General features: G+C 72.2%; 26 protein-coding genes and 3 tRNA genes. 13 read left to right on the top strand and 16 right to left on the bottom strand.

Going from position 1 to position 25,510, the window contains the following annotated elements:
• The first annotated feature begins 114 nt into the window (after positions 1–114).
• Complete coding sequence (locus ACQPYA_RS06720; protein ID WP_433531773.1) at positions 115–768, top strand: ABC transporter permease; 654 nt, start codon at positions 115–117, stop codon at positions 766–768.
• 141 nt (positions 769–909) lie between these two features.
• On the opposite strand, the gene ACQPYA_RS06715 is transcribed toward ACQPYA_RS06720, so the two are convergent.
• The gene (locus ACQPYA_RS06715; RefSeq protein ID WP_433531772.1) at positions 910–1,821 is read right to left on the bottom strand and encodes a M56 family metallopeptidase; all 912 of its coding nucleotides are present in this window, start codon (positions 1,819–1,821) and stop codon (positions 910–912) included.
• 91 nt (positions 1,822–1,912) lie between these two features.
• Here ACQPYA_RS06715 and ACQPYA_RS06710 point away from each other — a divergent pair, with 91 nt between their 5' ends.
• Positions 1,913–2,320 (top strand): BlaI/MecI/CopY family transcriptional regulator, encoded by a 408-nt coding sequence (locus ACQPYA_RS06710; RefSeq protein WP_433531771.1) that lies wholly within the window; start codon positions 1,913–1,915, stop codon positions 2,318–2,320.
• 215 nt (positions 2,321–2,535) lie between these two features.
• On the opposite strand, the gene ACQPYA_RS06705 is transcribed toward ACQPYA_RS06710, so the two are convergent.
• The 4 genes from ACQPYA_RS06705 to ACQPYA_RS06690 all read right to left on the bottom strand — a co-directional run bounded on the left by ACQPYA_RS06705 (position 2,536) and on the right by ACQPYA_RS06690 (position 6,927).
• Positions 2,536–3,651, bottom strand: coding sequence for an ABC transporter ATP-binding protein (locus ACQPYA_RS06705; protein WP_433531770.1), 1,116 nt, complete (start codon positions 3,649–3,651; stop codon positions 2,536–2,538).
• Positions 3,648–5,186, bottom strand: coding sequence for an ABC transporter permease (locus tag ACQPYA_RS06700; protein WP_433533399.1), 1,539 nt, complete (start codon positions 5,184–5,186; stop codon positions 3,648–3,650). The genes ACQPYA_RS06705 and ACQPYA_RS06700 overlap by 4 nt, the downstream gene beginning before the upstream one ends.
• A 71-nt stretch (positions 5,187–5,257) precedes the next feature.
• Positions 5,258–6,334, bottom strand: coding sequence for an iron ABC transporter substrate-binding protein (locus ACQPYA_RS06695; RefSeq protein WP_433531769.1), 1,077 nt, complete (start codon positions 6,332–6,334; stop codon positions 5,258–5,260).
• A 517-nt stretch (positions 6,335–6,851) separates the two neighbouring features.
• A tRNA-Lys gene (locus tag ACQPYA_RS06690) sits at positions 6,852–6,927 on the bottom strand.
• A gap of 187 nt (positions 6,928–7,114) precedes the next feature.
• On the opposite strand from ACQPYA_RS06690, the gene ACQPYA_RS06685 reads away from it, so the two are divergent.
• Both ACQPYA_RS06685 and ACQPYA_RS06680 read left to right on the top strand, forming a co-directional pair.
• Positions 7,115–8,365, top strand: coding sequence for an Ig-like domain-containing protein (locus tag ACQPYA_RS06685; RefSeq protein ID WP_433531768.1), 1,251 nt, complete (start codon positions 7,115–7,117; stop codon positions 8,363–8,365).
• A gap of 125 nt (positions 8,366–8,490) precedes the next feature.
• Positions 8,491–9,780, top strand: coding sequence for an Ig-like domain-containing protein (locus ACQPYA_RS06680; protein WP_433531767.1), 1,290 nt, complete (start codon positions 8,491–8,493; stop codon positions 9,778–9,780).
• A 130-nt stretch (positions 9,781–9,910) separates the two neighbouring features.
• Here ACQPYA_RS06680 and ACQPYA_RS06675 read toward each other — a convergent pair.
• Positions 9,911–9,983: transfer RNA gene (locus tag ACQPYA_RS06675), tRNA-His, on the bottom strand.
• Positions 9,984–10,076: 93 nt separating this feature from the next.
• The gene (gene orn / locus ACQPYA_RS06670; RefSeq protein WP_433531766.1) at positions 10,077–10,667 is read right to left on the bottom strand and encodes an oligoribonuclease; all 591 of its coding nucleotides are present in this window, start codon (positions 10,665–10,667) and stop codon (positions 10,077–10,079) included.
• Between the two features lie 73 nt (positions 10,668–10,740).
• Here orn and ACQPYA_RS06665 point away from each other — a divergent pair, with 73 nt between their 5' ends.
• Complete coding sequence (locus ACQPYA_RS06665) at positions 10,741–12,036, top strand: glycosyltransferase family 87 protein (RefSeq protein WP_433531765.1); 1,296 nt, start codon at positions 10,741–10,743, stop codon at positions 12,034–12,036.
• A gap of 108 nt (positions 12,037–12,144) precedes the next feature.
• Here ACQPYA_RS06665 and ACQPYA_RS06660 read toward each other — a convergent pair whose 3' ends face one another.
• The 3 genes from ACQPYA_RS06660 to ACQPYA_RS06650 all read right to left on the bottom strand — a co-directional run bounded on the left by ACQPYA_RS06660 (position 12,145) and on the right by ACQPYA_RS06650 (position 15,622).
• Positions 12,145–13,065 (bottom strand): hypothetical protein, encoded by a 921-nt coding sequence (locus tag ACQPYA_RS06660; protein ID WP_433531764.1) that lies wholly within the window; start codon positions 13,063–13,065, stop codon positions 12,145–12,147.
• Between the two features lie 120 nt (positions 13,066–13,185).
• Positions 13,186–13,944, bottom strand: coding sequence for a YcnI family copper-binding membrane protein (locus tag ACQPYA_RS06655; protein ID WP_433531763.1), 759 nt, complete (start codon positions 13,942–13,944; stop codon positions 13,186–13,188).
• Between the two features lie 13 nt (positions 13,945–13,957).
• Complete coding sequence (locus ACQPYA_RS06650) at positions 13,958–15,622, bottom strand: copper resistance CopC/CopD family protein (protein ID WP_433531762.1); 1,665 nt, start codon at positions 15,620–15,622, stop codon at positions 13,958–13,960.
• A 193-nt stretch (positions 15,623–15,815) separates the two neighbouring features.
• On the opposite strand from ACQPYA_RS06650, the gene ACQPYA_RS06645 reads away from it, so the two are divergent.
• From ACQPYA_RS06645 to ACQPYA_RS06625, 5 genes are read left to right on the top strand one after another with little or no spacing between them, the layout of a single operon-like run.
• Complete coding sequence (locus ACQPYA_RS06645) at positions 15,816–16,406, top strand: sigma-70 family RNA polymerase sigma factor (protein WP_433531761.1); 591 nt, start codon at positions 15,816–15,818, stop codon at positions 16,404–16,406.
• Positions 16,403–16,894: a MauE/DoxX family redox-associated membrane protein gene (locus tag ACQPYA_RS06640; RefSeq protein ID WP_433531760.1), complete on the top strand. Its 492-nt coding sequence runs from the start codon at positions 16,403–16,405 to the stop codon at positions 16,892–16,894. The genes ACQPYA_RS06645 and ACQPYA_RS06640 overlap by 4 nt, the downstream gene beginning before the upstream one ends.
• Positions 16,887–17,603 carry a DsbA family protein gene (locus ACQPYA_RS06635; protein WP_433531759.1) on the top strand — a complete coding sequence of 239 codons (717 nt, stop codon included), beginning with the start codon at positions 16,887–16,889 and terminating at the stop codon, positions 17,601–17,603. The genes ACQPYA_RS06640 and ACQPYA_RS06635 overlap by 8 nt, the downstream gene beginning before the upstream one ends.
• On the top strand, positions 17,600–18,379 hold the full coding sequence (locus ACQPYA_RS06630; RefSeq protein WP_433531758.1) for a hypothetical protein: 780 nt from the start codon (positions 17,600–17,602) through the stop codon (positions 18,377–18,379). The genes ACQPYA_RS06635 and ACQPYA_RS06630 overlap by 4 nt, the downstream gene beginning before the upstream one ends.
• Complete coding sequence (locus ACQPYA_RS06625) at positions 18,307–18,705, top strand: hypothetical protein (RefSeq protein WP_433531757.1); 399 nt, start codon at positions 18,307–18,309, stop codon at positions 18,703–18,705. Before ACQPYA_RS06630 ends, ACQPYA_RS06625 begins: the two co-directional genes overlap by 73 nt.
• Here the strand turns inward: ACQPYA_RS06625 and ACQPYA_RS06620 are convergent.
• Genes ACQPYA_RS06620 through ACQPYA_RS06605 form a run of 4 tightly spaced genes read right to left on the bottom strand, consistent with a single transcriptional unit; the run spans position 18,674 to position 21,369 of the window.
• Positions 18,674–19,465: an energy-coupling factor ABC transporter ATP-binding protein gene (locus tag ACQPYA_RS06620; RefSeq protein ID WP_433531756.1), complete on the bottom strand. Its 792-nt coding sequence runs from the start codon at positions 19,463–19,465 to the stop codon at positions 18,674–18,676. The genes ACQPYA_RS06625 and ACQPYA_RS06620 overlap by 32 nt on opposite strands.
• The gene (gene cbiQ, locus ACQPYA_RS06615) at positions 19,462–20,232 is read right to left on the bottom strand and encodes a cobalt ECF transporter T component CbiQ (RefSeq protein ID WP_433531755.1); all 771 of its coding nucleotides are present in this window, start codon (positions 20,230–20,232) and stop codon (positions 19,462–19,464) included. Before cbiQ ends, ACQPYA_RS06620 begins: the two co-directional genes overlap by 4 nt.
• A 7-nt stretch (positions 20,233–20,239) precedes the next feature.
• Positions 20,240–20,656 carry a PDGLE domain-containing protein gene (locus ACQPYA_RS06610; RefSeq protein WP_433531754.1) on the bottom strand — a complete coding sequence of 139 codons (417 nt, stop codon included), beginning with the start codon at positions 20,654–20,656 and terminating at the stop codon, positions 20,240–20,242.
• Positions 20,653–21,369: an energy-coupling factor ABC transporter permease gene (locus tag ACQPYA_RS06605; protein WP_433531753.1), complete on the bottom strand. Its 717-nt coding sequence runs from the start codon at positions 21,367–21,369 to the stop codon at positions 20,653–20,655. Before ACQPYA_RS06605 ends, ACQPYA_RS06610 begins: the two co-directional genes overlap by 4 nt.
• Before the next feature lie 142 nt (positions 21,370–21,511).
• On the opposite strand from ACQPYA_RS06605, the gene bcp reads away from it, so the two are divergent.
• The 3 genes from bcp (at position 21,512) to ACQPYA_RS06590 (ending at position 23,611) form a co-directional block, all read left to right on the top strand.
• Entirely contained in the window at positions 21,512–21,988 is a 477-nt protein-coding gene (gene bcp, locus ACQPYA_RS06600) for a thioredoxin-dependent thiol peroxidase (protein WP_433531752.1), read from the top strand.
• A 920-nt stretch (positions 21,989–22,908) separates the two neighbouring features.
• Positions 22,909–22,993: transfer RNA gene (locus ACQPYA_RS06595), tRNA-Leu, on the top strand.
• Positions 22,994–23,062: 69 nt separating this feature from the next.
• Positions 23,063–23,611 (top strand): N-acetyltransferase family protein, encoded by a 549-nt coding sequence (locus ACQPYA_RS06590; RefSeq protein ID WP_433531751.1) that lies wholly within the window; start codon positions 23,063–23,065, stop codon positions 23,609–23,611.
• Here the strand turns inward: ACQPYA_RS06590 and ACQPYA_RS06585 are convergent.
• Positions 23,591–24,613 carry an expansin EXLX1 family cellulose-binding protein gene (locus ACQPYA_RS06585; protein WP_433531750.1) on the bottom strand — a complete coding sequence of 341 codons (1,023 nt, stop codon included), beginning with the start codon at positions 24,611–24,613 and terminating at the stop codon, positions 23,591–23,593. The two genes, ACQPYA_RS06590 and ACQPYA_RS06585, sit on opposite strands and share 21 nt — an antisense overlap.
• A gap of 54 nt (positions 24,614–24,667) precedes the next feature.
• Entirely contained in the window at positions 24,668–25,507 is an 840-nt protein-coding gene (locus tag ACQPYA_RS06580; RefSeq protein WP_433531749.1) for an MOSC domain-containing protein, read from the bottom strand.
• Positions 25,508–25,510 lie beyond the last annotated feature (3 nt).

The following is a 25,510-nucleotide window of genomic DNA, read 5'->3' as shown; positions in this document are numbered from 1 at the left end:
GGTGGTGGGTTTGTCGGCGGGCTCGCGCCGATGAACGGCACCGCCGTCACCGTGGGACCGCTCTTGGCCGCGGTCTTGGTGGTGATGACCTTGTCCGCTGCAGCGGTATTCGGGATGACCCGGCTTGGATCCGGTCCGGCCGTCGGGCGGGCCGCAGTCCGGGCCGTGCTGCAACTCGGCGTCGTTTCGCTGGTCATAGTGGCCGTCTTGGCATCCTGGTGGAGCACGGGCGCGTTCATCGGAGTGATGTACCTCGTGGCCTCGGTGACCTCGGCCCGCCGGATCGGCTTCACGCGTGCCTGCTGGGCGTCGATACCGATCGGCCTCGGGGTGTTTACCACCCTCGGTCTCCTCGTCGGGACTCGGGTGCTGCCCGCCACGCCGCTGGCGGTGCTGCCCACGGCCGGGATCCTGATCGGCGGGGCGATGACCGCCACCACGCTGGCTGGCCGGCGTGCCCTGGACGAGCTGCACGCTCGGCGTGGCGAGTACGAGGCGGGACTCGCGCTCGGGTTCGGCGAACGCGACGCCGCTCTGGAGATTTGCCGGATCCCCGCCGGCCAGGCCCTGGTACCGGCACTGGACCAGACTCGGACGGTCGGGCTCGTCACGCTTCCCGGTGCGTTCGTCGGTGTCCTGCTCGGCGGAGCGAGCCCGATCCAGGCCGGGGCAACCCAGCTACTGATCCTCGTCGCGCTGCTCGCGGTGGAGACGGTTGCGATCGCGGCCACGGTCGAGCTGATCGCCCGAGGTGTGCTCCACCGCTAGGGCGCGCTTCACAAGGGCGGTCGAGCCGAGGCGGAGTCCAGGCGGCGGTCCGGCAAGGCAACGGTTTGGCCCGGAAACCGGTGCCGTATCCGGACCAAACCGCGACGCCGCCGGCCTGCGGCAGGCCCAGCCGCAGGCCGTCTAGCGATTGGAACGGGCCGCGTCGAGCAGTTCGAACAGGTCGTAGATTGCTTCGCCAGTCCACAGGAGGGACGCCAGCGCCAAGGACACGGGCAGGGCGCGGAGCACGAGCGAGCGGGAGGTGGCGCGGGGGCGCAGCAGGTGGGCCACCCGGCGGGGTACCACCCCGCCGGGGGACGCGGCGTGCAGGCCGTGCGGCACCTGTGGCGGGCCGGACGTGGCCAGCGCCGCCACGCCGATGGCGTGCGCGACCGTACGACGGCTGCCGACCTGCTCGGCGGCATGCTCGTCGGCGGCCCGCTCGACCAGGTAGTCGACATGCCGGGCCACCCACCACAACGCCGGGTGCGTCGCCGCGGCAAGCTCGGCCAGCCGGACCAGCCGGTGGTGCCCTCCCGCCAGGTGCGCACGCTCGTGGGCGATCAGCGCCTCGAACTGGCCGTCGGTGAGCAGGTGGCGCATACCGGTGGTCACCACGACGTGTCCCGGCCGACCTGGTACGGCGAATGCCCGCACCGCCGGATCGGGCACCAGAACCAGCGAACCGCTGCCAGGCAGCGCGTCGTAGCCGAGCCGCAGCGCCCTATGGTGCTGACGCCACCGCCAGCCGACCGACACCGAAGCGACGACCAGCAGCGCCACGCTCAACCACGGCACCCAGGCCACATGCGCGGTGTCGTCCGCCACCACCCGGTCGGACCAGCCGAACGCGCGGCCGACCGCCGGAATCTCGGCGATCGCCTTGAGCGCGAACACCGTGAGGTTGGTCAGGCTGGCCACGCCCGCCACCGCAGCTGACCAGGCCATGGTGACAGCGGCGACCGACGGCGGACACCGGTCGGCCAGCAGCCGCATCACCAGCACGATCAGCGGCGGAACCAGCACCACCGACCACACGAAATGATCAAACATGCCTCTCCGTCCGCAACCGGTCGAGTGTGTCACGCCGCCGATGCTGGCAGGCATGACGAAGGCCACCCGCTGGCCCGATACAGTCACCGCGATGAGCACAACACCGCCGCCTGCCGAGGGCGACCCGGCCGAAGGCAAACGCCGGCGCCCCGGCCAGCTCGAAGCACAGGTGGTCACCATCCTCGTCGAGGCCGCCCGCCCGCTGACCCCTGGCGAGGTCCGAGATCGGCTCGACGCCAGCGGCGCCCTCTCCTACAGCGCGGTCGTAACCACCCTGACCCGGCTGTTCGACAAAGGCGCCGTCACCCGCCAACGAGACGGCCGGGCGTACCGGTACGGCGCGATACGCGACGCCGCCGCTCTGGTCGCGGAGCGGATGAGCCGGTTGCTCGTCGCGGAGCCGGACCACACCTCGGTACTGAGACGGTTCGTCAGCACACTCAACGAGCGCGACGAGCAGATCCTGCGGGCCCTGCTCAACGAGGACGCCGACCCGTAAGACCCGGCCAGCCGAGGAACGGGCAAGCCCAGCCGGACCGACGACGAATCGCTTTTCATCCGGTTCCCGACTCATGTCATGGGGGCGGTCCGGCCACGCCGTTGGGCTGGCCGGGTAGCAGGACGAGGAAAACATCGCCAAGGGCCTCGGCCATCAGCCCACTCCTTCCGGCGATCGTGTCCGCTCCTCGTCTGCCACCCACGCCATCTCCTAGATCAGGCAGAAGACAGCCTGTTGTTGATCGGGCAGCGGCGACGGCCGTCGCCCGGGCCGGCAGCTGGGGCGGGTTTGGGCTGGCGGGCACCGGTCGACCAGGCGCGTACGTGGCCGTCGACCTGGACGCCGACCGCGGTGCCGACGGCGGCCGACGTCGTACCGGGTGTCCGGGCGACGACCTGGATCTGGTCGTCAAGCCGGAGGGTGACCAGAGCGTCGTGGCCGTAGAAGTGGTGGGCTTCGATCGTGGCGGTCACCGCGGCACCGGCTCGCGGAACGAGCCGGATCTGTTCGGGCCGGAGCAGGACCTCGGCCGCGCCTGAGTCGGTGTCCATGCCGGCGACGGGCAGTACCCCGAGAGCCGTGTCGGCCCGCCCCAGGCGCACCGTAGCCGGCAGCAGCACCGCCTCTCCGACGAACGCCGCGACCCACGGGTCAGCCGGCTCGTGGTAGACGCTGGTGGGAGAGCCGTACTGCACGATCGTGCCGTCACGCATGATCGCGATCTGGTCGGCCACCGACAACGCTTCGCCCTGGTCGTGGGTGACCAGGATTCCGGTCGCGCCGACGGCCCGCAGCGCCTGCCGCACGTCGCGGCGCAGTTCGGCCCGCAACGCGGCGTCGAGGGCGCTGAACGGCTCGTCCAGCAGGATCAACGACGGGCGGGGCGCCAGCGCCCGGGCCACCGCCACCCGCTGTTGCTGGCCACCGGAGAGTTGGTGCGGCATCCGGTGGCCGTACCCGGGAAGGCCGACCAGCTCCAGCATCTCGTCCACCCGGCCGGTGCGACGCTCGGCGCGGCTGAGCCCGTAGCCGAGGTTGTCCCGGACCGACAGGTGCGGGAACAGCGCGCCCTCCTGGGGGACGACGGCGACCCCTCGGCGCTGCGCAGGCAAACTCGTACGCGGGCCGGCCAACGTCCGGCCCTCCACGGCGATCTCGCCGCCGTCGACCACCTCGAATCCCGCCACGCAGCGCAGCAGCGTCGTCTTGCCGCAACCGGACGGCCCGAGCACCGCGACCAGGCTGCCGCTGGGCACGTCCAAGTCGACTCCGGCCAGCGCCGTCACCGGCCCGTACCGCTTGACGACGCCGCGGACAACCAGCCGGCTCACGGCCGGACCTCCTTCGCGAGAATTCCGCTACGCGCGGCGAGCATCCAGGCGGGCACCGCCGACAACGCCACCAGGAGCGCGGCGTACGGGGTGGCGGCGGCGTACGCGGCCACCGTGGTGTGGGTCCACAGTTCCGAGGCGAGGGTGTCGGTGCCGGTGGGGCGGAGCAGCAGCGTCGCCGGCAGTTCCTTCATGCAGGTGAGGAAGACCAGGACCGTGCCGGCGCCGATGCCCGGCATGGTGAGGGGGAGCGTCACCGTGCACAGCACGGCCAGCGGTCCCCGACCGAGGGACCGTGCGACATCCTCCAACACCGGTGGCGCCGCCGCGGCGGCGCCGGTGACCGCCGCGACCCCCAGGGGGAGGAACAGTGCCGCGTAGCCAAGGGCGAGGAGCCAGGCCGTCTGGTAGAGCGGGCGGGCGACGTTGATCCCGAGGAACACCAGGGACAACCCGATCACCAGTCCCGGCAGCGCGTGGCTGAGGTAGCTGAGCCGGTTGAGGACTTCGGTAACCCGGCCCGGCGCACGAGCGGTGAGCACTCCCAGGGGCAGCGCGAGCAGCATGGTCAGCGCCGCGCCGGCCAGCGACAACCACAACGAGTTACCCGCCGCCGTCGCCACCTCGGTCCAGGTACCGGGTCGGGAGACACCGTCGGCCAACCGACGGGCCAGGCTGAACGCCGTCACACCGAGCGCGAGACCCGCCACGGCGGTGAGTACGCCGGCAGCCCACCACCTCGCCCAACCGAGAGAAAGCCGGTTCGGCGGACGCGGCGTGCCGCCGAGCCGGGCGTAGCGGGCCGCCCGCCGCCGGCTGGCCGCCTCACCGGCCAGGACCACCGCGGTCAGCACGACGAGCACACTCGACAACACCAGCGCACCGGTCCGGTCGAAACCCAGATCGAGCGCGACGAAGATCGCCCGGGTGAACGTGTCGGCCCGGACAATGGAGACCGCTCCGAAATCGGACAACACGTAGAGGCCGACCAACAACGCGCCGCCGGTCACCGCGGGACGGATCTGCCGCAGCGTCACGCCGGTGAAGGTGCGCCAGGCGCCCCGGCCCAACGACCGGGACACCTCCTCCTGCGCCGGGTCCGCGCCCACCAACGCCGCGGCGACGGGCAGGAACACATACGGGTACGAACACAACGTCAGCACCAGCGCGGCGGCCCAGAACCCCTCGAATCCGTCCACGGTCGACGTCCAGGCGAACGCGGCGATGTAGGTGGGCACGGCCAGCGGAAGCGCGGCGAGCACGCCGAACATCCGACGGGCCGGCAGGTCGGTCCGGGCCACCAGGAACGCCGTGCCGACCCCGAGGACCAGGCATCCGGCGGTCACCACCGCAGCCAGGCCGAGCGTGCGCACGGCCAGCAGGCCGACCCGTACGGTGAACAGCTCCACCGCGATCCGGTCCCCGCCCGCCTCCGCAGTACGCACCGCGAGGTACACCAGCGGAATCGACGCCACCGCTACGGCCAGCACCGAGAACGCCAGCAACGCCGGCCGCCTCGGCCGCCGCCGACCCAGGCGCAGGCCCGGCCGCCACCGGTCAGCGGACCCGCGAGCGCGGATCCGCTGACCAGGAGTCAGTGCCGTGTTCAGGGAACGAGGCCCGACTGCTTAATCAGGGCGATAGTGGCTTCGAGCTGGTCGAGGTCGTTGAGGTCGACCGCGGGCGCCGTCAACGAGGTCAGCGGCGGTACATACGCCGGTGCCGCGACACCAGCGACGACCGGGTACTCGAAGGTCTGCTCGGCGAAGTACGCCTGCGCATCCGTGCCGAGCAGATAGTCGACGAACGCCCGCACGTCCGGATCCTGCGCGGCGCTCTTCAGCACGCCGACACCGGCCACGTTGACCAGCGCGCCGGTATCGCCGTTGGGAAAGAAGTGCAGCTTCGCCTTCATCGCCTCGGGCGTCTTGCCCTGCTCCTTGGAGATCTCTCCGAGGTAGTAGTGATTGACCAGGCCCACGGCGAGCTTGCCGGTGTCGACCTCCTCCACGATCGGCGCGTTGCCGTCACGAACCTGCGGGTCGTTGGCCTTCAGACCGGCGAGGAACTCCTTGGCCTTCGCCTCACCGTGCTGCACCACGATCGCGGTGACGAACGCCTGGAACGAGGCGTTCGTGGGTGCCACACCGACCTTGCCCTTCCACTCAGGCTTGGTCAGATCGAACACCGTCGCCGGCAGTTGCGCCGCCGGGACCAGATCGGGGTTGTAGACGAGCACCCGCGAACGGGCTGTGACACCGACCCACTCCCCACTCTTGGCGCGGTACGGCGCCGGAACCTTGGCGACCACGTCCGGGTCGAGGGGAGCGAACATGCCCTTCTTCGCGACCGCGCCGAGCGCTCCGGCATCCTGGGCGAAGAACGCGTCCGCCGGGGACCGGTCGCCCTCCTCCAACAGTTGGCTGGCCATCGCGGCGGTGCCGGCGTAGCGGGCCTCGACGGCGATCCCCGTCTGCTGGGTGAACCTCTCCAGCAACGGCTTCACCAGATTCTCGCTACGGCCGCTGTAAACGGTGATCTTCTTGTCTGATTCCGCCGGCGTCGCCGCGGAGTCGCGTGCCGCCTCGCCTTCGCCGCCACAGCCGGCGAGGCCGAGAACGAGGGCACCGGCGGCGAGCGCGGCCGCAAGCGCTGACCTGGACTGATGGGCGGAAGCTGGCACAGCGAGGCTCCTTCAAATAGTTCTAAGGAGCCGAAACCGGCTCCTCTACCGGCTGTAGAAGTTAGCAGAGCCTAACCTTAGTTGCTAGCGTGAGGTTGGCCTGGCTCGGCACGCGCCTCCCCCTGCCGCCCCCAGAAGAAGAGGTGGATCGGCGGGCCGGACCACAAACCGGAACGGCCACATCGACAACCGCGCACCACAGCCGGAACGGCTACGCGAGCAACTCCACCACCTCGCCCGCGAGTCCAACGCCAGCAACAGTCGCTGCATCCGGCAGACGTCACCAGCACTTCAGCGGATTGGTCGCCGCGCCCGTGACACGTACACCAGCGTCTCGCCCCGCCTCGCCCGCGAGGCGGGGCGAGACGGCCGAGAGAACAGCCGGCATCGTGCCGCGCGCCATCGAAGCAGTCAGTGACGAAGCCGTTGCGGGGACGGATGGTCTCCCTTCGGCCTCCCACAGGCCCAAGACAACAAAGCGCGTCGATCCGAAAAGGATCGACGCGCAGGTCATTGATGGTGCGCCGCCAGGGACTCGAACCCCGAACCCGCGGATTAAGAGTCCGCTGCTCTGCCAGTTGAGCTAGCGGCGCTCGGTGGCAACGGGGAGAACACTAGCATGCGCCCTGAACCGGGTTCCAATCCGATACTCGGGTCCTCCCTTCGGCCGAGCTTCTCGGACATTTGGCGGGAAGGCCGCACAAGGCTTGGGACGGGCTGATGCCGGTCGGGAGCTATACGGCACGATGTCCGGCAGGTGCGGGAGGACAGGGGTGGGGGATGGGCAGGTTCGCGCGGGCCGGGGCGTTGGTGGGTGCCCTGGGTCTGGTGGCGTCGCTGGCACTTTCGGGGTGTGGCAAGGAGAGTGAGGCGGCCCAGTTCGTGCCGGGGCCGACAGCCGGGGCGACCGGCGGGGCGGCGCCGGAGGCTCCGGGGACGCCGAGCGGGCCGCCGCTGACGGTGAGCCCGGCGGACGGGGCGAAGAAGCTGCCGGTGAGCGTGGAGATCGGCGCCGAGTTGCCGGACGGGGCCACGGTGTCGCAGGTCATGCTGACCACGAAGGGCAAGAGGGTCAAGGGCAAGCTACGTACGGACGGCTCGTCCTGGGTGCCGGCGGCCCCGTTGAAGTGGTCCACCAGCTATACCGCCACGGTCACCGCGAGCCGGCCTGACGGCACGGTCAGCGAGGGCACCAGCACGTTCACCACGATGGCCAAGCCGAGTTCGGTGATCACCTCCGGGCTCTACCTGTTCGACGACCGGACGTACGGGGTGGCCATGCCGGTGGTGGCGGAGTTCCACCCGGGCATCCCGAAGAAGGACCGGGCGGCGGTGCAGAAGCGGATGTTCGTGCAGACCGACCCGCCGCAGCCGGGCGCGTGGCACTGGGTGGGCAACGGCACCCAGGCGTTCTACCGGGCGCCGGAGTACTGGAAGGCGGGCACCAAGCTCTCCGTACGGATCGCGCTGGCCGGCATCCCGTTGAGCAATGGTCGGTACGGCAACGTCGACCGTAACGCCACCGCCAAGATCGGCTCGGCCTTCGAGATGAAGGTGACCAACTCCGACAAGCAGATGCGGGTGTACGAGAACGGGCAACTGGTCAAGACGCTGCCGGTGAGCCTGGGTAAGAAGAGCACCCCGTCGTCCAGCGGCACGCTGGTGGTGATGGAGAAGAAGGAAGCGACCGTCTTCGACACGATGGACGACCCGAACCCGGAGAACCGCTACGTGACCGACATCCAGTTCGCGCAGCGGCTCACCTGGGGTGGCGAGTACATTCACGCCGCACCCTGGTCGGAGCATGTCCAGGGGCGGCAGAATGTCTCCCATGGCTGCGTGAACGTCTCCATGACGAACGCCAAGTGGCTCTACCAACGTACGAAGATCGGTGATCCGATCACCATCACCGGCACCGAGCGCAAGCTGGCGCACGGCAACGGCTGGACGGCGTGGAACCTGAGCTGGACGGAGTTCGTCAAAGGCAGCGCGCTGCCGGTTCCGGACGGTGGTGCCGGTCCGGCCCTGTGACCGGGCCAGATATGTCACTATCCGGACATCCCGCTCCACGTGTTTCGGTTCACCTTCCGCAACGGGTACGTGTTCCGGTGCGTCTGTGATGTGGACGGGCAGCGGACCACGACTGTGAGGACATCATGCGAGTTCGGGACCAGCGCAACCGGCGGCGGATGCTCGCCGCGGGATTTCTCGCCGCGGCGTTGGCGCTCACCTCCGCCTGCACCGGCGGCAAGGGCGGCGGCGACAAGGGGCCGGGCTGGCAGGACAGCGCGGATCAGCCGGCCGCGAAGGCGTCGGTGAGCATCAGCGAGCCGGCCGCCGACGCGAAGGATGTGCCGGCCTCCACGGCGATCACCTTCGCCACCAAGGAGGCCGAGGAGACCACCGTCGAGTTGACCGATGCCAGCGGCGAGGCGGTCAAGGGCAAGCTGGCGGCGGACGGCTTGAGCTGGCTGCCGTCGAAGGCGCTGACGTACGGCGGGTCGTACACCGCGACCGTCACCGCGACCGGCGACGATGGCCGCCCGGTGGCCGCCACCAGCGCGTTCACCGTGATGGCGCAGCCGAGCAAGCAGGTGCGGGTCAGCAGCTTCCTCGGCGACGACCAGACCGTCGGCGTGGCCATGCCGCTGATCGTGCAGTTCGGCCGGGCCATCCCCGAGCAGTACCGGGCCGACCTGCAACGACGGATGACGGTGACCTCGACGCCGGCCCAGGAGGGCATCTGGCACTGGGTCAGCCCCACCGAGGTCCGCTACCGGCCGAAGGAGTTCTGGCAGGCCGGCAGCAAGGTGTCGTACCGGGTGCAGGCGGGCGGGTTGCCGCTGGGTGACGGCTGGTACGGCCGGGCCGACCTGACCGTCGACATCAAGGTCGGGCCGAAGCTGGTCATGACGGTGGACAACAAGACGAAGCGGATGGTCGTCACCCGCAACGGCGAGTCGATCAAGACGATCCCGGTGAGCCTGGGCAAGAAGAGCACCCCGTCCTCCAGCGGCACCATGGTCGTGATGGAGAAGCTGCGCAAGACGGTCTTCGACACCTACGACGAGTTGGGCCCCGACGACGGGTACCGGACGAAGATCGACTACGCCCAGCGGTTGACCTGGGGTGGCGAGTTCATCCACGCCGCGCCCTGGTCGGAGGGGCAGCAGGGCACCACCAACGTCTCGCACGGCTGCGTGAACGTCTCGATGGCCAACGGCGCCTGGTTGTTCAACAACACGAAGGTCGGTGACCCGATCGTGGTCAAGGGCACCGAGCGCAAGCTACAGCTCGGCAACGGCTGGACCGACTGGAACGTGAGCTGGGACGAGTACGTCAAGGGCAGCGCCCTGCCGTACGAGCCGGCCGACGACGACGCGGCAGCCGACGACGTGACCGACCCGGACGTATCAGCGGACGCGACCGCCACGCCCACCGTCTGAGGCCGGGACCGGCGGCGGCATCTCCACGGAGACGCCGCCGCCGTCGTGGTTCCCCTACCTGGCCCCCACTGCGACTCAGGCCCCCTCCGGAGAGGGGGCCTGAGTCGCAGTGGGGTAGCTCCACTATCTGGGTGACTGATGGGAATTGAACCCACGACAACCGGGACCACAACCCGGTGCTCTGCCAACTGAGCTACAGCCACCATGCCGCCGCGCCGGGCCGATCGTCCGGGCGGGTGCGGAGAAATAATACCCACACCACGGCCGACCGCGTCCACCGGGTTGCGGCGGGACGTTCAGAGCCCGGCCGCGATCGCCTTGGCGCCCTCCACGTCGGGGCCGGGCAGCGGGACGAAGATGGCGCGCCGGTAGTACTCCAACTCGCGGATGCTCTCCTGGATGTCCGCCAGGGCCCGGTGCGCCAGGCCCTTCTGCGGCTGGCCGAAGTACACGCGGGGGTACCAGCGACGGCACAGCTCCTTGATCGAGGAGACGTCGATCATGCGGTAGTGCAGGTGGGCGTCGAGGCGGGGCATGTCCCGGGCGATGAATCCGCGGTCGGTGGCGATCGAGTTGCCGCAGAGTGGGGCGGTGCGGGGATCCTTGACGTGCCGGGTGACGTAGTCGAGCACCAGGTCCTCGGCTTCGGCCAGGGTGACCGTGGAGCGGCGTACCTCGTCTGTCAGCCCCGACTTGGCATGCATCGTCCGGACGATCTCCGGCATGGCGGCCAGCGCCGCGTCGTCGGCGTGGATCACCACGTCGACGCCTTCGCCGAGCACGTTGAGATCGGGATCGGTGACCAGAGCCGCGACCTCGATCAGCTTGTCGCCCCGGAGGTCGAGCCCGGTCATCTCACAGTCGATCCAGACGAGAAGATCAGCCATCGGGACAGCCTACGCGCAGCCCAAGCCCCGTGGCTGCGCGCCGCCGCCACCACTGACCGCTAGGGTCTTCCCCGTGCCCGCCGAACCCGCCACACCGTCCAGCGTCGACGTCGACGACCCGGGTAGCCGTACGGTGCGGCGCGCGGTGGGCCTGCTGGCGCTGGCGGCGGTGCTGCCGGCGCTCTATCTGCCGGGCACCGTGCACAACTTCTTCGACCTGAAGATCTACATGTCGGCGATGGACTGGTGGGCCGCCGGCAATCCGCTCTACGACTACGTGCAGCCCGACCGGGTGCAGGGCGAACTGTTCTTCACCTATCCCCCGTTCGCCGCGTTGCTGCTGCTGCCGTTCGCCCTGCTACGGCTGGGTGCGACCGTGGCGATCTTCACCGGGCTGACCCTGCTGGCCGTGGTGGTCACCACCAGGTGGCTGCTCGATCCGGTGATCCGCCGCCATCGGCTGCCCCGCCTGTTCACCCTCGCGGTGGGGGTGCTGCTCGTGCTCGCGGTGGAGAGCACCCGCGAGACGATCACCTTCGGCCAGATCAACATGCTGCTGGTGGTGCTGATCCTGGCCGACCTGCTCTTCGCCGTACCCCGGAACAGCCGGTGGGCCGGGGTGGGCGTCGGCCTAGCCACGGCGCTCAAGCTGTTCCCGGGCATCTTCATCGTCTATCTGCTGGCCACCCGGCGCTGGCGGGCGGCGGCGGTGGCGAGCGCGACCGCAGCCGGGGCGACCCTGCTCGCCGCGGCCGTCGCGCCCGGTGACTCGTGGCGCTTCTGGACCCATGAGCTGTGGGCCACCGACCGGGTCGGGCGCACCGACTACACCGGCAACCAGTCGCTGTTCGGGCTGCTGAGCCGGGTCACCGCGCCGGAGGAGCCGAGCCGGCTGGTGTGGCTGCCGCTGGTGGCGGCCATCGTCGGGTACGGGCTGTGGCGGGCGGTGCGGGCGGCCCGGGCGCGGGACGCGCTCACCGGGCTGACCCTGACCGGCCTGGTGGCGGCCCTGATCAGCCCGATCACCTGGACCCACCACATCTACTGGTTCGTGCCGGCGGTGGTGATCCTGGCCGACGCGGCGCTGAGCACCGACCCGCGCACGGTCGCCGGGGCGCGCCGACGCCGCCGGCTGGTGGCGCTCGCCGTCGGCACCTCCGCGATCATCGTGTACGGGGTGGTCTCCTTCTACGACTGGGGGGTGGCCCCGTCGCGCACCGACACACCGTGGGAGTTCCTGCTGCGCAACGCGTACGTGTGGCTCTGCCTGGTGCTGCTGGTCGCCTTGCCGGTGCGCCCCGGAGCCGGCATCGCGCCGAATGGGTCACGCGAAGCGGACACTCTTCCCGAGAGTTCCATTCACCGGTAATCTCGGCCCAAACAGCTCATCCCCTCCGATGGGCACCGATATCCCCCGGTGAGGGCGGCCCTCCGCGTCGGCAGCACGGAGGGCCGCCCGCCCCCGCCGGACCGGCTGTCAGCGGGGCGGGGCGGGTGGGCGCAGGGGGTGCTGGGGCGCGGGTAGGTCGGCGAGGGTTTCGGGGCGGGGCACCGGGGCGATCGCGGCTGCGATCCGGGGGGTGGCGGGCATCGCACCGGCCACCGACACCAGTTGCCGCACGGCCAGCGGGCGCGGTCCGGGCTGCGGCGGGGCGCCCAGGCCGCCGAGCGAGCTCACCCCGAGTCGGCCGGCGAGCACCGGCACCTGGTCCGGCTCGACCACGAAGACCACCTCACGGGGGCGCACCGGGCGCAGCAGGACCAGCGCCGCGAGGATCACCAGCAGCATCCCGCCGGTCAGCGAGCCCCAGGTGGCCGGGGCGATCCACCCGGCCCGCAGTTCGGCGCGCAGGTCCAGGGCCAGGTCGGCCTGGCCGTCGGTCCGCATCAGCACCAGGCTCAGCCGCTGACCGGCCAGGTCGTCGGGGCTCCACTCCAGGACGCCGGTTCCGGCGCGTACCCAGAAAGTCTGTGCGGCGGGGACGGCGGGGACGGTCGGCGGCGCGCCCTCCGCCGGGGTGACCTGTTCCAGCCGGACCGGCAGCGGCCCGCGGGCCAACGCCATCCGCTGCACCACGGCGTGCGGCGCACCGGCCAGCCAGCGTCGCGTCTCCTCGGCCGGGGCGAGCCCGACGAAGGCCGGCCCGTCGGGGGTACGGACGTCCAGCCGCAGCCGGGACTGCCCGCCGCCGGCGAACGGCACCTCCCGCCGCACCAGCGCGTCCAGGTCGGTCACCACCACCGCGTGCCCCGGCGTCTGCACGGTCTCGAAGCGCGCGGTGAAGGCCCCGCCGGGGTCGGCGTGACCGGTCAGCAGGCCGAGCGCGGCAGCGCCGAGCAGCGCGGTCGTGCCGATGGTCAGCAGCAGCATTCCGGTAAGCGCCCACACGAAACGCATCCGCCCTGTCCCCCTCCGTAGCCAGATACCCGGCCGACCTTACCCAGGCCGAGCCGCCGATCAGCGGATATCCACGGCACGGGCCCGCCGGAAACCGGCGGGCCCGCGAGGTGGTGATGGTCAGGACGTCGCGGCCGGCTCGGCGCCCTGCTCCCCGGCGTCGCCCTCCCGGCGGGTCCGCGCGAACGCCAGTCCGCCCAGCACCAGCCCACCGAGCCCGGCGACCAGCCCGGCGACGCCGAGCCCGACGGCCAGCCCGTTGCCGTCGTCGTCGCCCGACGGGCCTTCCGCGACGGCGGACTCCACCGGCGACGCCGACGGTTCCGCCGACGTGGCGGGGGTGAGGGTGAGCACCGGGGCCGGGGCGGCCGGCTCCCCACCCGGCTCCGGCGGGTCGATCCAGCGCACCACGCCGCCGTCGGAGTAGGTCTGCAGCGCCTTGAAGACCATCTGGTCCACCTCGGGCAGCGGACCCATGGAGATCGGGAACTCCTGGAAGGTGCCAGGGGCGATCACCGCGTCCGCACCGGCCGTCCAGGTGATCTTGGCGACCACCTCGGAGATCTCGCTGCCGTGCACCTGCACCGGCGGGTCCACCTTGCGCTTCTCCACCGCGACCGTCCAGCCCGGCACCGGCATCGTGGACACCGAGCCGACCGGGGCGTCCTCCGGCAGGAAGACCTCCACCTTGGTGGTCGACGCCGAGTCGCTCTCGTTCGGCACCCGGAACGCGAACCGGCCGTAGCCGCCCTGCTTGGCCTCGCTCGGGTTGACGGTGACGTGGGCCGAGGCGGGCGCCGCGAAGCCGAAGACGGCCGCGGCGACGGCGCCGACCGCGAGGGCGGCAGCCGCGCCTGCGGTACGCCGGTGACGGATCATCGATGGAACCTCTCTATCGGATGGGCACGGTGGCGGTCACCGTGGCCTGGTCGATCTCGGTGGTGCGCGCGGTCACCCGCAGTTCCCACTCGCCCGCCGCGGGCAGGCTGATCTCCCCGGTGGCGTGGTTGTCGGTGAGCGGCAGCAACGGCACGTCGATCGGCTCGATACCGGCCGACGGCAGCGCGACGGTGACCTTCCACTCGACGACCGGTTGCGGCCGGTTGTCGAGGGTGTACGCGTAGAAGTGCACCGAGTTGTTGCCCCGCTCGGCCGGGGCCATCTCGATCTGCATCGAGTAGAGCGAGCTGTTCACCGTGGTGGTGAAGTAGCCGCTGTCCTGGGCGGCCACGTCGGCCGCGGCGGTGCGGGCCGGGGTGGTCTGGACCAGGGTGGCCGACACACCGAGCACGATCGCGGTGATCGCCAGCTCCGCCCAGATCGCCCGGCGTACCGGCGCGGGCCGGCTGGCCGCGATCCGCTTGCGTACCAGGTACCGGGAGTAGGCGGCCACCGCGATCACCGCCACGAAGAGTCCGGTCTTGGCCAGCACCAGCCGCCCGTATCCGGTGTTGACCAGCGCCGCCGGGGTGGCCACCTCGATCAGCGCCTGGACGATGCCGGCGAGCAGCAGCGCGGAGACCGCCAGGGCGGCCCAGCGTGACCAGATCGGCAGGATCGCGCCCAGTTCCCGCTCGTCGGCCCGGGGCAGCAGGAACACGGCGAGCATCACCAGCCCGCCCAGCCAGACCGCCATGCTGCCCAGGTGCACCGCGTCGACGACCACCGACACGGCCGGGGCGGGCGAGGCCGCCGGGTGCCCGGCCAGCGGCCAGGTGACCAGCGCTCCCCCACCGAGGACGCCGAGGATCACCAGGTCGGTGCGGCCCACCGGCCCGGCCAGCAGCGGCCGGAGCAGGAACGCCGCCGCGGCCAGCAGCCCGAGCCGGACCAGGTGCGCGGCCCCGAAGGCGCTGCCGAGCACCAGGCTGAGCCCTACGCCGGTGATGTCGAACGGCCCGCCGCCGTTGGTGTACGGCACCTGCAACAGCGTCACCGCGATCGTGGCGAGCGCCACCAGCCCGAGGCCGGTCCAGGCCAGCCGGGCCGGCCCCCGCCGGGACAGCCGGCGCGGCCAGAGCAGGGCGAGCACCAGCGCCGGGCCGACCAGCAGCAGCAGACCGGCGTAGCCGGTGAACTTGGCGACCTTGATCGCGGTGCTGACCACCGGGTCCGCCCGGCTGTCGTTGCCGGTGTCCACCGGCGGCTCGGAGGGGGCGCCGACGGAGTAGGTGAACGCCCCGGAGACCGGGTGGCTGTCGGCGGAGACCACCCGGTAGGTGACCAGGTAGGTGCCGTTACCGCCGGAGGTGTCGACGGGGATGTTGACCACGCTGTCGGCGAAGGTAGGCTCGCCCCGGTCCACGCGGGATCCGTCCGGCGCGATGACCCGGATCTTGTCGGGTACCTTCCGGACCGGCTCGCTGAAGGTGAGCACCACCTCCGTCGGCGCGTTGGGCACCACGGCCGAGGCGGCCGGACTGCTGCTGGACAGCACGGCGTGGGCGCTGGCCGGGCCGGCCGGGGCGAGCAGCAGGGCCACGACGGTGACCAGCAGACCCGCGGCGGCGGTGAGCCGGGCGAAGAAGCGGCGTTGGGCGGCAGACATGCCCGTCATGCTCGCCGACGACACCCCCTCGGTGCGACCCGCCCCTGCCGTCGCGCGCCCCGATTTTGGGCGCGCGGATCCGAGGCCGAGGGTCACAAGCGGGTAGTCGGCCGGAACGCGGAAAAAGTTCCCGGGGTGGTGTACCGCATGAAGGGCCGAAGGACCCTGCTGCCCAGCGCACCGCCGCGTAACCTGGGTTGTCGTGATCCCCGCCCCGCGCGACACCCCCGCCGCCGCCGCAACCGGCGCGGCCGACGGGCGCGCACCGGACCCGGCCACCGGTTGGGCGTTGGCCGCCCGGGACGGCGACCGGGCCGCCCAGGCCGCCTTCGTCCGGGCCACCCAGGCCGAGGTGTGGCGGTTCGCGGCGGCCCTGGTCGACCCGGACAGCGCCGACGATCTCACCCAGGACACCTTCCTGCGCGCGTTCCGCGCCCTGCCCGCCTTCGAGGGGCGCTCCAGCGCCCGGACCTGGCTGCTCGGCATCGCGCGGCGGGCCTGCGCGGACCATCTGCGTACGGTGGTCCGGCAGCGGCGGCTGGACCAACGACTCACCGCCCAGGCGCACACCGCCGCGCCGCACCCCGACCCGGCCGGTCAGCTCGGCGCGGACGACCTGCTCCGCCGGCTGCCGGCCGATCGGCGCGGGGCGTTCGTGCTGACCCAGCTGCTGGGCCTCTCCTACGCCGAGGCCGCCGCGGTGGAGCGGGTGCCGGTGGGGACCATCCGGTCCCGGGTGGCCCGGGCGCGCAGCGAACTGGTCGACGCCATCGGTGAGGCGCTGGCCGGGTGAACGGGAAGCCGCTGCTCCGCTGGCTCGGGCTCGCCGTCCGGCTCGGGCTCGCCGCCGTCTGGCTCTACGCCGGCGCCTCGAAGGTCGGTGACCTGGCCGCCTCGGGCCGCGCGGTGCACGCCTACCAGCTCATGCCCTACGACGTGTCGGTGGTGGTCGGTGCGGTGCTGCCCTTCGTCGAGCTGGCGCTGGGCGTACTGCTGCTGATCGGGTTGGCCACCCGGCTGGCCGCCGGGTTCTCCGCGGCGCTGCTGCTGGTCTTCATCGCCGGCATCGTCTCGGCCTGGTCGCGGGGGCTGGCGATCGACTGCGGCTGCTTCGGCTCGGGTGGCGAGTTGGCGGCGGGGCAGACCCCCAGCTACCTCCCGGAGATCCTCCGGGACCTGGGCTTCCTGGCGCTGGCCGGGTTCCTGCTGATCTGGCCCCGGACGGCCGTCTCGTTGGACGGCGCGCTGACGGGTGAACCGGTAGAGGAGAACGATGAGTAGTCGCAAGGGGCGCAAGGACGCGGCCCGGGTGGTCCGGGAACAGCTGGCCCGGGAACAGCGTCGCAAGCGGACGCTGTGGATCTCGATCGGTGCGGTGGCGGTGCTGGTCATCGCTGGCCTGGTCGGCTGGGGCATCCGGTCGAGCCAGAAGTCCGGGGAGTTCACCGCGCCGCCCGGGGCCAACCCGAGCGGCGACGGCATCGTGGTCGGCACCGGGCCGGTGACGATCGACATCTACGAGGACTACCTCTGCCCCGCCTGCAAGCAGTTCGAGCAGACCAGCGGCGCGACCATCGGGCAGCTGATCAGCGACGGCAAGGTCCGGGTGGTGTACCACCCGGTGGCCTACCTGAACCGCTTCTCCAGCACCGAGTACTCGACCCGGGCGTCGGCCGCGTCCGGCTGCGCGGCCGAGGGCGGCAAGTTCACCGAGTTCGGCAAGGCGCTGTTCGAGAAACAGCCGCCGGAGAACGGCGCCGGGCTGAGCAACGACGAGCTGATCGACATCGGGGCCGAGGTCGGCCTGAACCGCGACACCTTCGGCAGCTGTGTGCGGGACGGCACGTTCAAGCCGTGGACCGCCCACGTCACCGAGGAGGCGACCCGCGCCAACGTCACCGGCACGCCGACCGTCCTGGTCGACGGCGAGCAGGTGAAGGAGTGGACGCCGGAGAACATCACCGCCGCGGTGGAGGCGGCCGGCAAGTGACCCGGGCTCTGCTGGCCCGCGCCGGGCTGCTGCTCGCCGGCACGGTCACCGCGATCCTCGCCACCGCCGCCCCGGCGCTCGCGCACGGCGCGGACGCGCCGAACGGCACCGACTACCGGGCCGAGGTCACCGCCGTGACCCCGGCCCGGCCGGAGCTTCGGGTACGGCTGGTCGAGGCGGGCGCCCGGCTGGAGTTGACCAACACCGGCCGCGAGCCGGTCGAGGTGATCGGCTACTCGGGCGAGCCGTACCTGCGGATCGGCCCGGACGGCGTGTTCGAGAACATCCGCTCCCCCGCCACCTACCTGAACCGGACCATCGCCGGGGAGACCGTGCTGCCCGCCGAGGTCGACCCGGCCGCCGCGCCGCAGTGGCGGCGGGTCGACGACGGCCCGACCGCCCGCTGGCACGACCAGCGGGCGCTGTGGCGCGAGTCGGGGCCGCCCGCGCAGGTCCGCGCCGCCCCCGACCGCGAGCACCGGGTACGCGACTGGGTGGTGCCGCTGCGCGCCACGGAGGGCCCGGTGGAGATCCGGGGCACCCTGGACTGGGTGCCGCCCCCGACGGGTACGCCTGGTGGGTGGTGGTCACGCTCGGCGCGCTCGCGGTGGGCGCGGCCGGCCTGCTGCCGGCGGCCTCGGCCCCCGGCCGGCGGGCGCTGGCCGGACTCGGCGGGCTGCTGGCCGCCGGCGGGGTGGCGGCCGTGCTGCTCACCGTCGGGCGGGTGCTGGACGCCGGGGCCGAGGGGGTCGGCGGAGTGCTGGCCGGGCTGCTGACCGGCCCGCTGTGGGGGTTGCTGGCCGGGCTCGCCGCGGTCGCCGCCGGCGGTTGGGCGCTGACCCGCCGGGCCGGCGTCGACTTCGGGGTGGCGCTGGCCGGGGCCTGTCTCGCGCTCTTCGCCGGGGTGACCAACGTCGCCGCGTTCACCCGTGCCGTGCCCCCGGTGCCGGGGCCGCCGACGGTCGCCCGGGTGCTCGTCGCCCTGGTCGTCGTCGCCGGTGCCGGTGCGCTCGCCGCCGCCGTCCTGCGGCTGCACGCCACCGGCCGCGCTCCGGCACCCGGCACCCGGTCTACTCCCGCGCCTGCGTCGCTGACGGGCTGAACCGGTAGGGCAGTTCGAGGCGGTGCCGGGCGAGCAGCTGCTCGTCGGCGAGGAGTTCCGGAGTCGCCCCGTCGGCCACGATCCGGCCGCCGTCGAGGATCACCGAGCGGTCACAGAGCTCGTACGCGTACGGCAGGTCGTGGGTGACCATCAGCAGGGTCACCGGCAGGCCGCGCAGGATGGCCGCCAGTTCCCGGCGGGCCGCCGGATCGAGGTTCGACGACGGCTCGTCGAGCACCAGGATCTCCGGGCGCATGGCGAGCACGGTGGCCACCGCCACCCGGCGGCGCTGCCCGAAGGAGAGGTGGTGCGGGGCCCGGTCCCAATGCTCGGCCATGCCCACCGCGGCCAGCGCCTCGTCCACCCGGGCGGCCAGTTCCGCCCCGCGCAGCCCGAGGTTGGCCGGCCCGAACGCCACGTCCTCGGCGACGGTGGGCAGGAAGAGCTGGTCGTCCGGGTCCTGGAAGACGATGCCCACCCGCCGGCGGATCTCGGCCAGGGTCGACCGGTCCGGGCCCACCGACAGGCCGCCGACGGCGATGCTGCCCTCGGTGGCGGTGAGGATGCCGTTGAGGTGCAGCACCAACGTGGTCTTGCCGGCGCCGTTCGGCCCGAGCAGGGCGACCCGCTCGCCCCGGGCCACGGTCAGGTCGACGCCGTGCAGGGCGACGTGGCCATCGGGGTAGGCGTACCGGACGCCGCGAACGGCCAGGCTGGGAGGCGCCAGGCGGGGAGCGGTAGGCTGCACGCCTGGCATCATGTCAGCACGGCGGCGGTGGCGGCGACGCTGCCGGCCAGGATCGGCACGGTGGCCGCGACCAGCCACTGCCCGGTCGTCGCGGCGCCCGCGCCCTGCCCCACCGTCGGCATCCGGCCGGTGTAGCCGCGCGACAGCATCGCCAGGTAGACCCGCTCGCCGCGCTCGTAGGCGCGCAGGAAGAGCGCCCCGATGCCGGCGGCGAAGCCGCGCAGCTGCCACAGGAAACGCGGGTCGTCGCCGCGGGAGACCCGGGCGATCCGCATCCGGCGGGCCTCGCCGACCAGCACGTCCAGGTAGCGCAGCATGAAGGTGGCGATCTGGGTGAGGATCTGCGGGCAACGCAGCCGATCCAGCCCGACGATCAGGTCGCGGGTGGTGGTGGTCGCGGCCAGCAGCAGCGACGCCCAGACACCCAGGGTGCCCTTGGCGACGATGTTCCACCCGCCGTAGAGACCGTCGACGGAGAGGCCCAGCCCGAGCACCTCCACCCGCTCGCCCGCGCCGAGGAACGGCAGCGCGACGGCGAAGAGCACGAACGGCAGCTCGATCGTCGAGCGGACGAGCAGCCACCGGGCGTCCACCCGGGCCAGCGCCGCGACGGCCGCGACCAGCAGGGCGTACGCGCCGAAGGCCCAGATCGCCTCGCGGGGGGTGGCGACCACGGCGATGGTGAACGCCACCATCGCCGCGATCTTGACCTCCGGCGGCAGCCGGTGCACCGGTGAGCCGGACTCCCGGTACAGCACGTGGGCGTGCCCGGCCCCCATCTGTGGGCTACCCCTGGCTCGCGGCGGGTGCGCCCGGCCGCTCCGCGTCCCGCGGCCCGGTCTGCTCGGCGTCCCCCGGCCCGGCCTGCTCCGGGCCGCGCCGGCGCACCAGCCAGAACGCGCCGCCGGCCACCACGAAGGTCAGCAGTACGCCCAGCACGCCGGAGAGGCCGGTGGAGAGGAAGTCGTTGTCCAGGCCGGCGATGCCGTAGTCGGCCAACGGCCCACCGATCTCGTGCTCCTTCGCCTGCTGGGCCGGGCAGTTGCCGTCGACGATCTCGTCGTCGGCGTCGAAGGTGCAGCCCTCCCGCAGCGACGAGTCCAGCCCGTCCGGGTGCGCCGAGGCGAAGTTGCTCACCACGCCGGCCAGCAGCAGGGCGACGAGCAGGCCGCCGACGACGAACCCCCAGGAACGCTTCCTCACCGGACACCTCCGACTGCCGGGACGGTCGCCGGCGCGGCCGGCTTCAGGGCGCGCAGCGCGTACACCAGGTCGGGTCGGACCTTCGCCACGGTGACCACAGTGGTGGCCGTGATCAGGCCCTCGCCGATGCCGATGAACAGGTGGGACACGGCCATGGTCCCGGCCAGCCCGGCCAGGTTGCCGCCGAGGTCGGTGGTGCCGCCGAGCCAGTACTGCACCACGAAGCCCATCGCCGCGACCACCACGCTGACCAGCGCGGCGACGAAGGCGGTGACCGCCAGCCCGGTCGTGGTACGCGGCAGCACCCGCAGCAGCAGCGCGATCAGCAGGTACGCCACCGCGATGCCGACGACGGCCATGTTGGTGATGTTGAGCCCGAGCATGGCCACGCCGCCGTCGCCGAAGACGAGCGCCTGCACCACCAGCACCACCGCGACGCAGAGCGCGCCGACCCAGGGGCCGACCAGCATGGCGGCGAGCGCGCCACCGAGCAGGTGGCCGCTGACCCCGGCGGTGAAGATCGGGAAGTTGAGCATCTGCACGGCGAAGATGAAGGCGGCGACCAGGCCGGCCATCGGCGCCAGCCGGTCGTCCAGGTCCTGCCGGCCGCGCATGACACAGAACGCCATCGCGGCCAGCGCGAGCACCGCGAAGATCGCGGCGACGGGACCGTTGATGATCCCGTTCGAGATGTGCATCGCCAGGGTTTCCACGCGACCTCCCACGCGTCGGCGGGCCTGTCCACGCCGGCAGGCGTGAGCCTATTTCCCCTACCATGCTGTTGCCAAGACCTGGCAACAGGGATGCTATTGATCACTCCGACCTGGTCAGCGGTCGCGGGGTAGGGTCGCTGGCATGACCGCACCCGCTCGCCTCTCCCCCGGTGACCCGGCGCCCGAGTTCACCCTCCCCACCGACACCGGCGGGCAGCTCACCCTGGCCGACCTGCGTGGCCGCAAGGTCGTCCTGTACGCCTACCCGGCCGCGATGACGCCCGGCTGCACCAAGCAGGCCTGCGACTTCCGCGACTCGCTGACCTCGCTACAGGCCGCCGGTTACGAGGTGGTGGGCATCTCGCCGGACAAGCCGGAGAAGCTCGCCACGTTCCGCGAGCGCGACGCGATCACCTTCCCGCTGGTCGCCGACACCGACAGGGCGGTGCTGACCGCGTACGGGGCGTACGGCGAGAAGCAGTCGTACGGCCGGACGGTGACCGGCGTGATCCGCTCGACCTTCGTCATCGACGAGGACGGCAAGATCGAGCGGGCGCTCTACAACGTCAAGGCCACCGGCCACGTCGCCAAGCTCCGCCGCGACCTCGGCCTGGACTGAGTCCGTCACACCGGTCCACTACGGTGCGTGTGTGGTTCGGTACCGGTACACCCCCGAGGCGCTCGCCCAAGCGGCCGCCGCCGCCCGAAGCGTCACGGAGGTGATGCGGCTGCTCGGTGTACGCGTGAGCGGCGGCTCGCACGCACACATCAGCCGGCAGCTCAAACGCTTCGGCGTCGACACCTCACACTTCACCGGCAGCGCCCACAATCGTGGTCGTACCGGTCGGCGACGAGCCTCACACGAGGTACTCGTCCGACTTCCGCCCGGCGCACGGCGAGTGCCGGGCATGCGCCTGAAGCGAGCTCTCGCCTTCATCGGACTGCCGGAGGAGTGTGAGACCTGCGGCATCGGCCCGGTGTGGCAGGGTCGGCCACTGACCCTGCACGTGGATCACGTCAATGGCGACTTCCTCGACAACCGCCCACCCAACCTGCGGCTTCTTTGCCCCAACTGTCACAGCCAGACGAACACCTACGCCGGCCGGAAGACGGGCGAGAGACAGCGCGGGGGGTCAGCCGGCCGACGCGAGCCGGCTATTGGCGACGGAGGCCCCTTGACCGAGACGGAGGTTGTCGCGCAGCTCGGGCAGGTCAGGTCCGGCGGTCTGACAGCAGTGGAAGTGGCCCGCAGGATCGGATGCACCCGCGACCATGTCCGCGTCCTGATTCGGCGACTCGCCGCGACCGGCACGATCCGCGCACATCCGACGAGCCGTCAACAACCGATACGCCAGCGGTACCGGGACGCCGTCGTCCGCCTTGCCCTCGCCCACCCCGAGTTCGGTGCGACACGTATCGCACGCCTGTTGACAGAAGGTGCGACGGAGGGGCCTGGCATCAGCCATCCCACTGTTCGGCTCATCCTGAGGGAGGCGGGGCTAGACACGCGCAGAGGGCGCTCTAGACTCCCTCACATCGGCGGGAGTGGCGGAACTCGGCAGACGCGATAGGTTTAGGTCCTATTGTCCGAAAGGACGTGGGGGTTCAAATCCCCTCTCCCGCACCGAGTGCCGCTGTCGGCCTCGTCACGACCGTGGGTGGTGATGATGACCGGCGGGCCAGAATGACCCGCGTGGGCCTACGCTTCGTCCTCGATCCCGAGCTGACCCCCGAGCTGCGCGCACGGATCGTCGCGCTCTGGGTCGACGCCACCAACGCCGGCGGCGCGGTCGGCTTCGTCGCACCGGTCAGCGCCGAGACGGTGCGTACGATCGCCGACCCGACGCTGGCCGGCATCGCGGACGGGCCGGACCGGCTGCTGCTGGGCTACCAGGACGATCGACTCGTCGCCATGGCGATCCTCACCGATCCACGGTTCCACCTGAAGACGCACCTGCGGGTGCTCACCCGGGTGATGGTCCACCCCGACGCCCAGGGCCGCGGGTACGGCGAGGCGCTGATGCGCGAGGCCGAACGGGTGGCCCGGGGCCTCGGGCTGGCGGCGCTGCACGTGACCGTGCGGGACGGGCTGGGGCTGGACCGGTTCTACCGCCGGCTCGGGTACCGGGAGGTGGGGCGGTGGCCCGGGGCGCTGCGGGTCGCCCCCGGCGACGACCGCGACGAGATCCTGATGTGGCTCGACCTGGCCGGGCGAGGACACTCAGCCGGCGCAGCCGGGTGACGGCGCGGCGAGCGGCACGGCCGGCAGCTCCGCCACGTCATCGGTCGGCACGACCGTGGTCGCCGCGCTGGTCGCCGCCTCCACCGGCGCGACCGAAGAAGACGGTTTCGGGCTGGCGCTCGGCTTCGGGCTGGCCGAGGGGGACCGGGAGGCGGTCGGCGACGTCGCCGTCACCGCGGCCGCCCCGGCGCCGTACATCCGGACCGTGCTGCGCTGGACCTGGCCGGGTGACATCCGCACGCCGGTGGCGGTGACCCGGTGGCCCCGGGTGTCGGTGACCCGGATCTGGTACGGGCCGGGACCCGCGCCGGAGGCGATCAGCCAATAGTTGTAGCTCTCCCGGCTGGCCGCCCGCCACGCGCCCGAGCTGCCCTGGCGCACCTCGACCGAGCGCAGCGGGTTACCGTGCCCGGCGACCAGGACGGCGAACCACCACTGCGACGCGCCCTCCTTGATCCGGAAGGTGAGCGGGCCGGCCAGCGGCGGATCGACCACCAGGCGGTAGCTGACACCGACGACGCCCTGCACCGGGTCGGCGATCCGGGCGAACGCCTCCCGGGACAGGTCCAGGTGCCCGGCGGCGCACTCCGGGCACTGGTCCATGACCATGACGCGTACCTTGCCCCTCGGCCCGGTCACGTCGAGGTATCCGCCGCAGGTGGCGCCGTCGGCGTACTCGCCGGGGCCGAGCGCGACATAGAGCCGGTCGGCGGGCGCGGCCGGGTAGGAGCAGTTTCCGCCCGCGCCCTTCGAGTCGTAGAAGGTGGCCTTGCCCTTGTGCAGGGTGCCCGCGGCGGGCGGAGCGAGCAGCGCGCCGGCGGCCGGCAGCGCGGAGCCGGGCCGGACCGGCGCGGCGCAGGCGGGTGCGGCACCCGAACGCAGCGCGAGGGTGAGCCCGAGGATCGTGGCGAGCGCGGCCACGGCCCCGCCGGTCAGCCAGCGGCCAAACTGGGAACGCCTGACAACTGCCCGGCCGGCGGGGCCGTCGGTACCGTCGGTCACGCGGAGAGACTCTGCCCGACGGCGACCGGGTCGGACAAGCGAGCTAAGCGAAAGCTAAGACAAGATCGGTTGCGGCCGGTCGGTCGGCTCCACCGGGTCGCCGAGCCGCAGCCGGCCGGGCTCCAGCGGTACGACGTTCAGTCCGAACAGGAGCTGGCGGTCCACGTTGCGGTGCCGGGCAAGGGTGCGCAGCGGTTCGCGTCCGCGTACCCCGGTCTCCTGGTCGGTGGTGGTGACCAGGCAGCGGGCCGACGGGTTGGCGGCCCGGAAGCGGACGCCGCCGATGCGCAGCGGCCGGCCGGCCCAGCCGTCCTCCGCCCAGGCGGGAGCGCCGTCCACCACCAGGTTGGGCCGGAACCGGGCCATCGGCACCGGCTCCGCGCCGGCCGCGACCAGCCAGTCGCCGAGCGCCGCCAGCGACGCCGTGCTGGCCAGCAGCACCGGGTACGCGTCGGCGAAGCTGACCTGGTCGCCCGGGTCGTACTCCTTGCGGCCACGCTCGATGTGCCGGGCCGGCTCGGCGAGCCAGACCAGCCGGACCGGCCGCTCGACCACCCGGCCGAGCCAGGCGTCGGCGGCCGGGCCGGCGGGCAGCGCGTCGACCCGGAGCAGCCGGCGGCGGAACGTGCGCACCTGGACCGGGGCGGCCCCGGCCGGCTCGGCCACCACCAGGTCGGGGTGCCCGTCCGCGCGCAGCAGCAGCCCACCGGAGACCGGCTGGGGACGGACGCGGACCAACGCGGCGGTCTCCCGCTGGGTGACGCCGACGCCGTCGGCATCGACCAGCATCCAGCGCCGGTCGCCGTCGAGCCCCCACGGCTGCACGCCCGTCGCGTCATGCTGGAGCCCGCGACACCCCTTGACCGGGTACGTGTTGATCTCGCTCAGCCGCACCCG

Source organism: Micromonospora sp. CA-263727, assembly GCF_050942455.1.
Classification (GTDB): Bacteria; Actinomycetota; Actinomycetes; order Mycobacteriales; family Micromonosporaceae; genus Micromonospora.
This window is presented reverse-complemented; position numbering and strand designations above follow the sequence as displayed.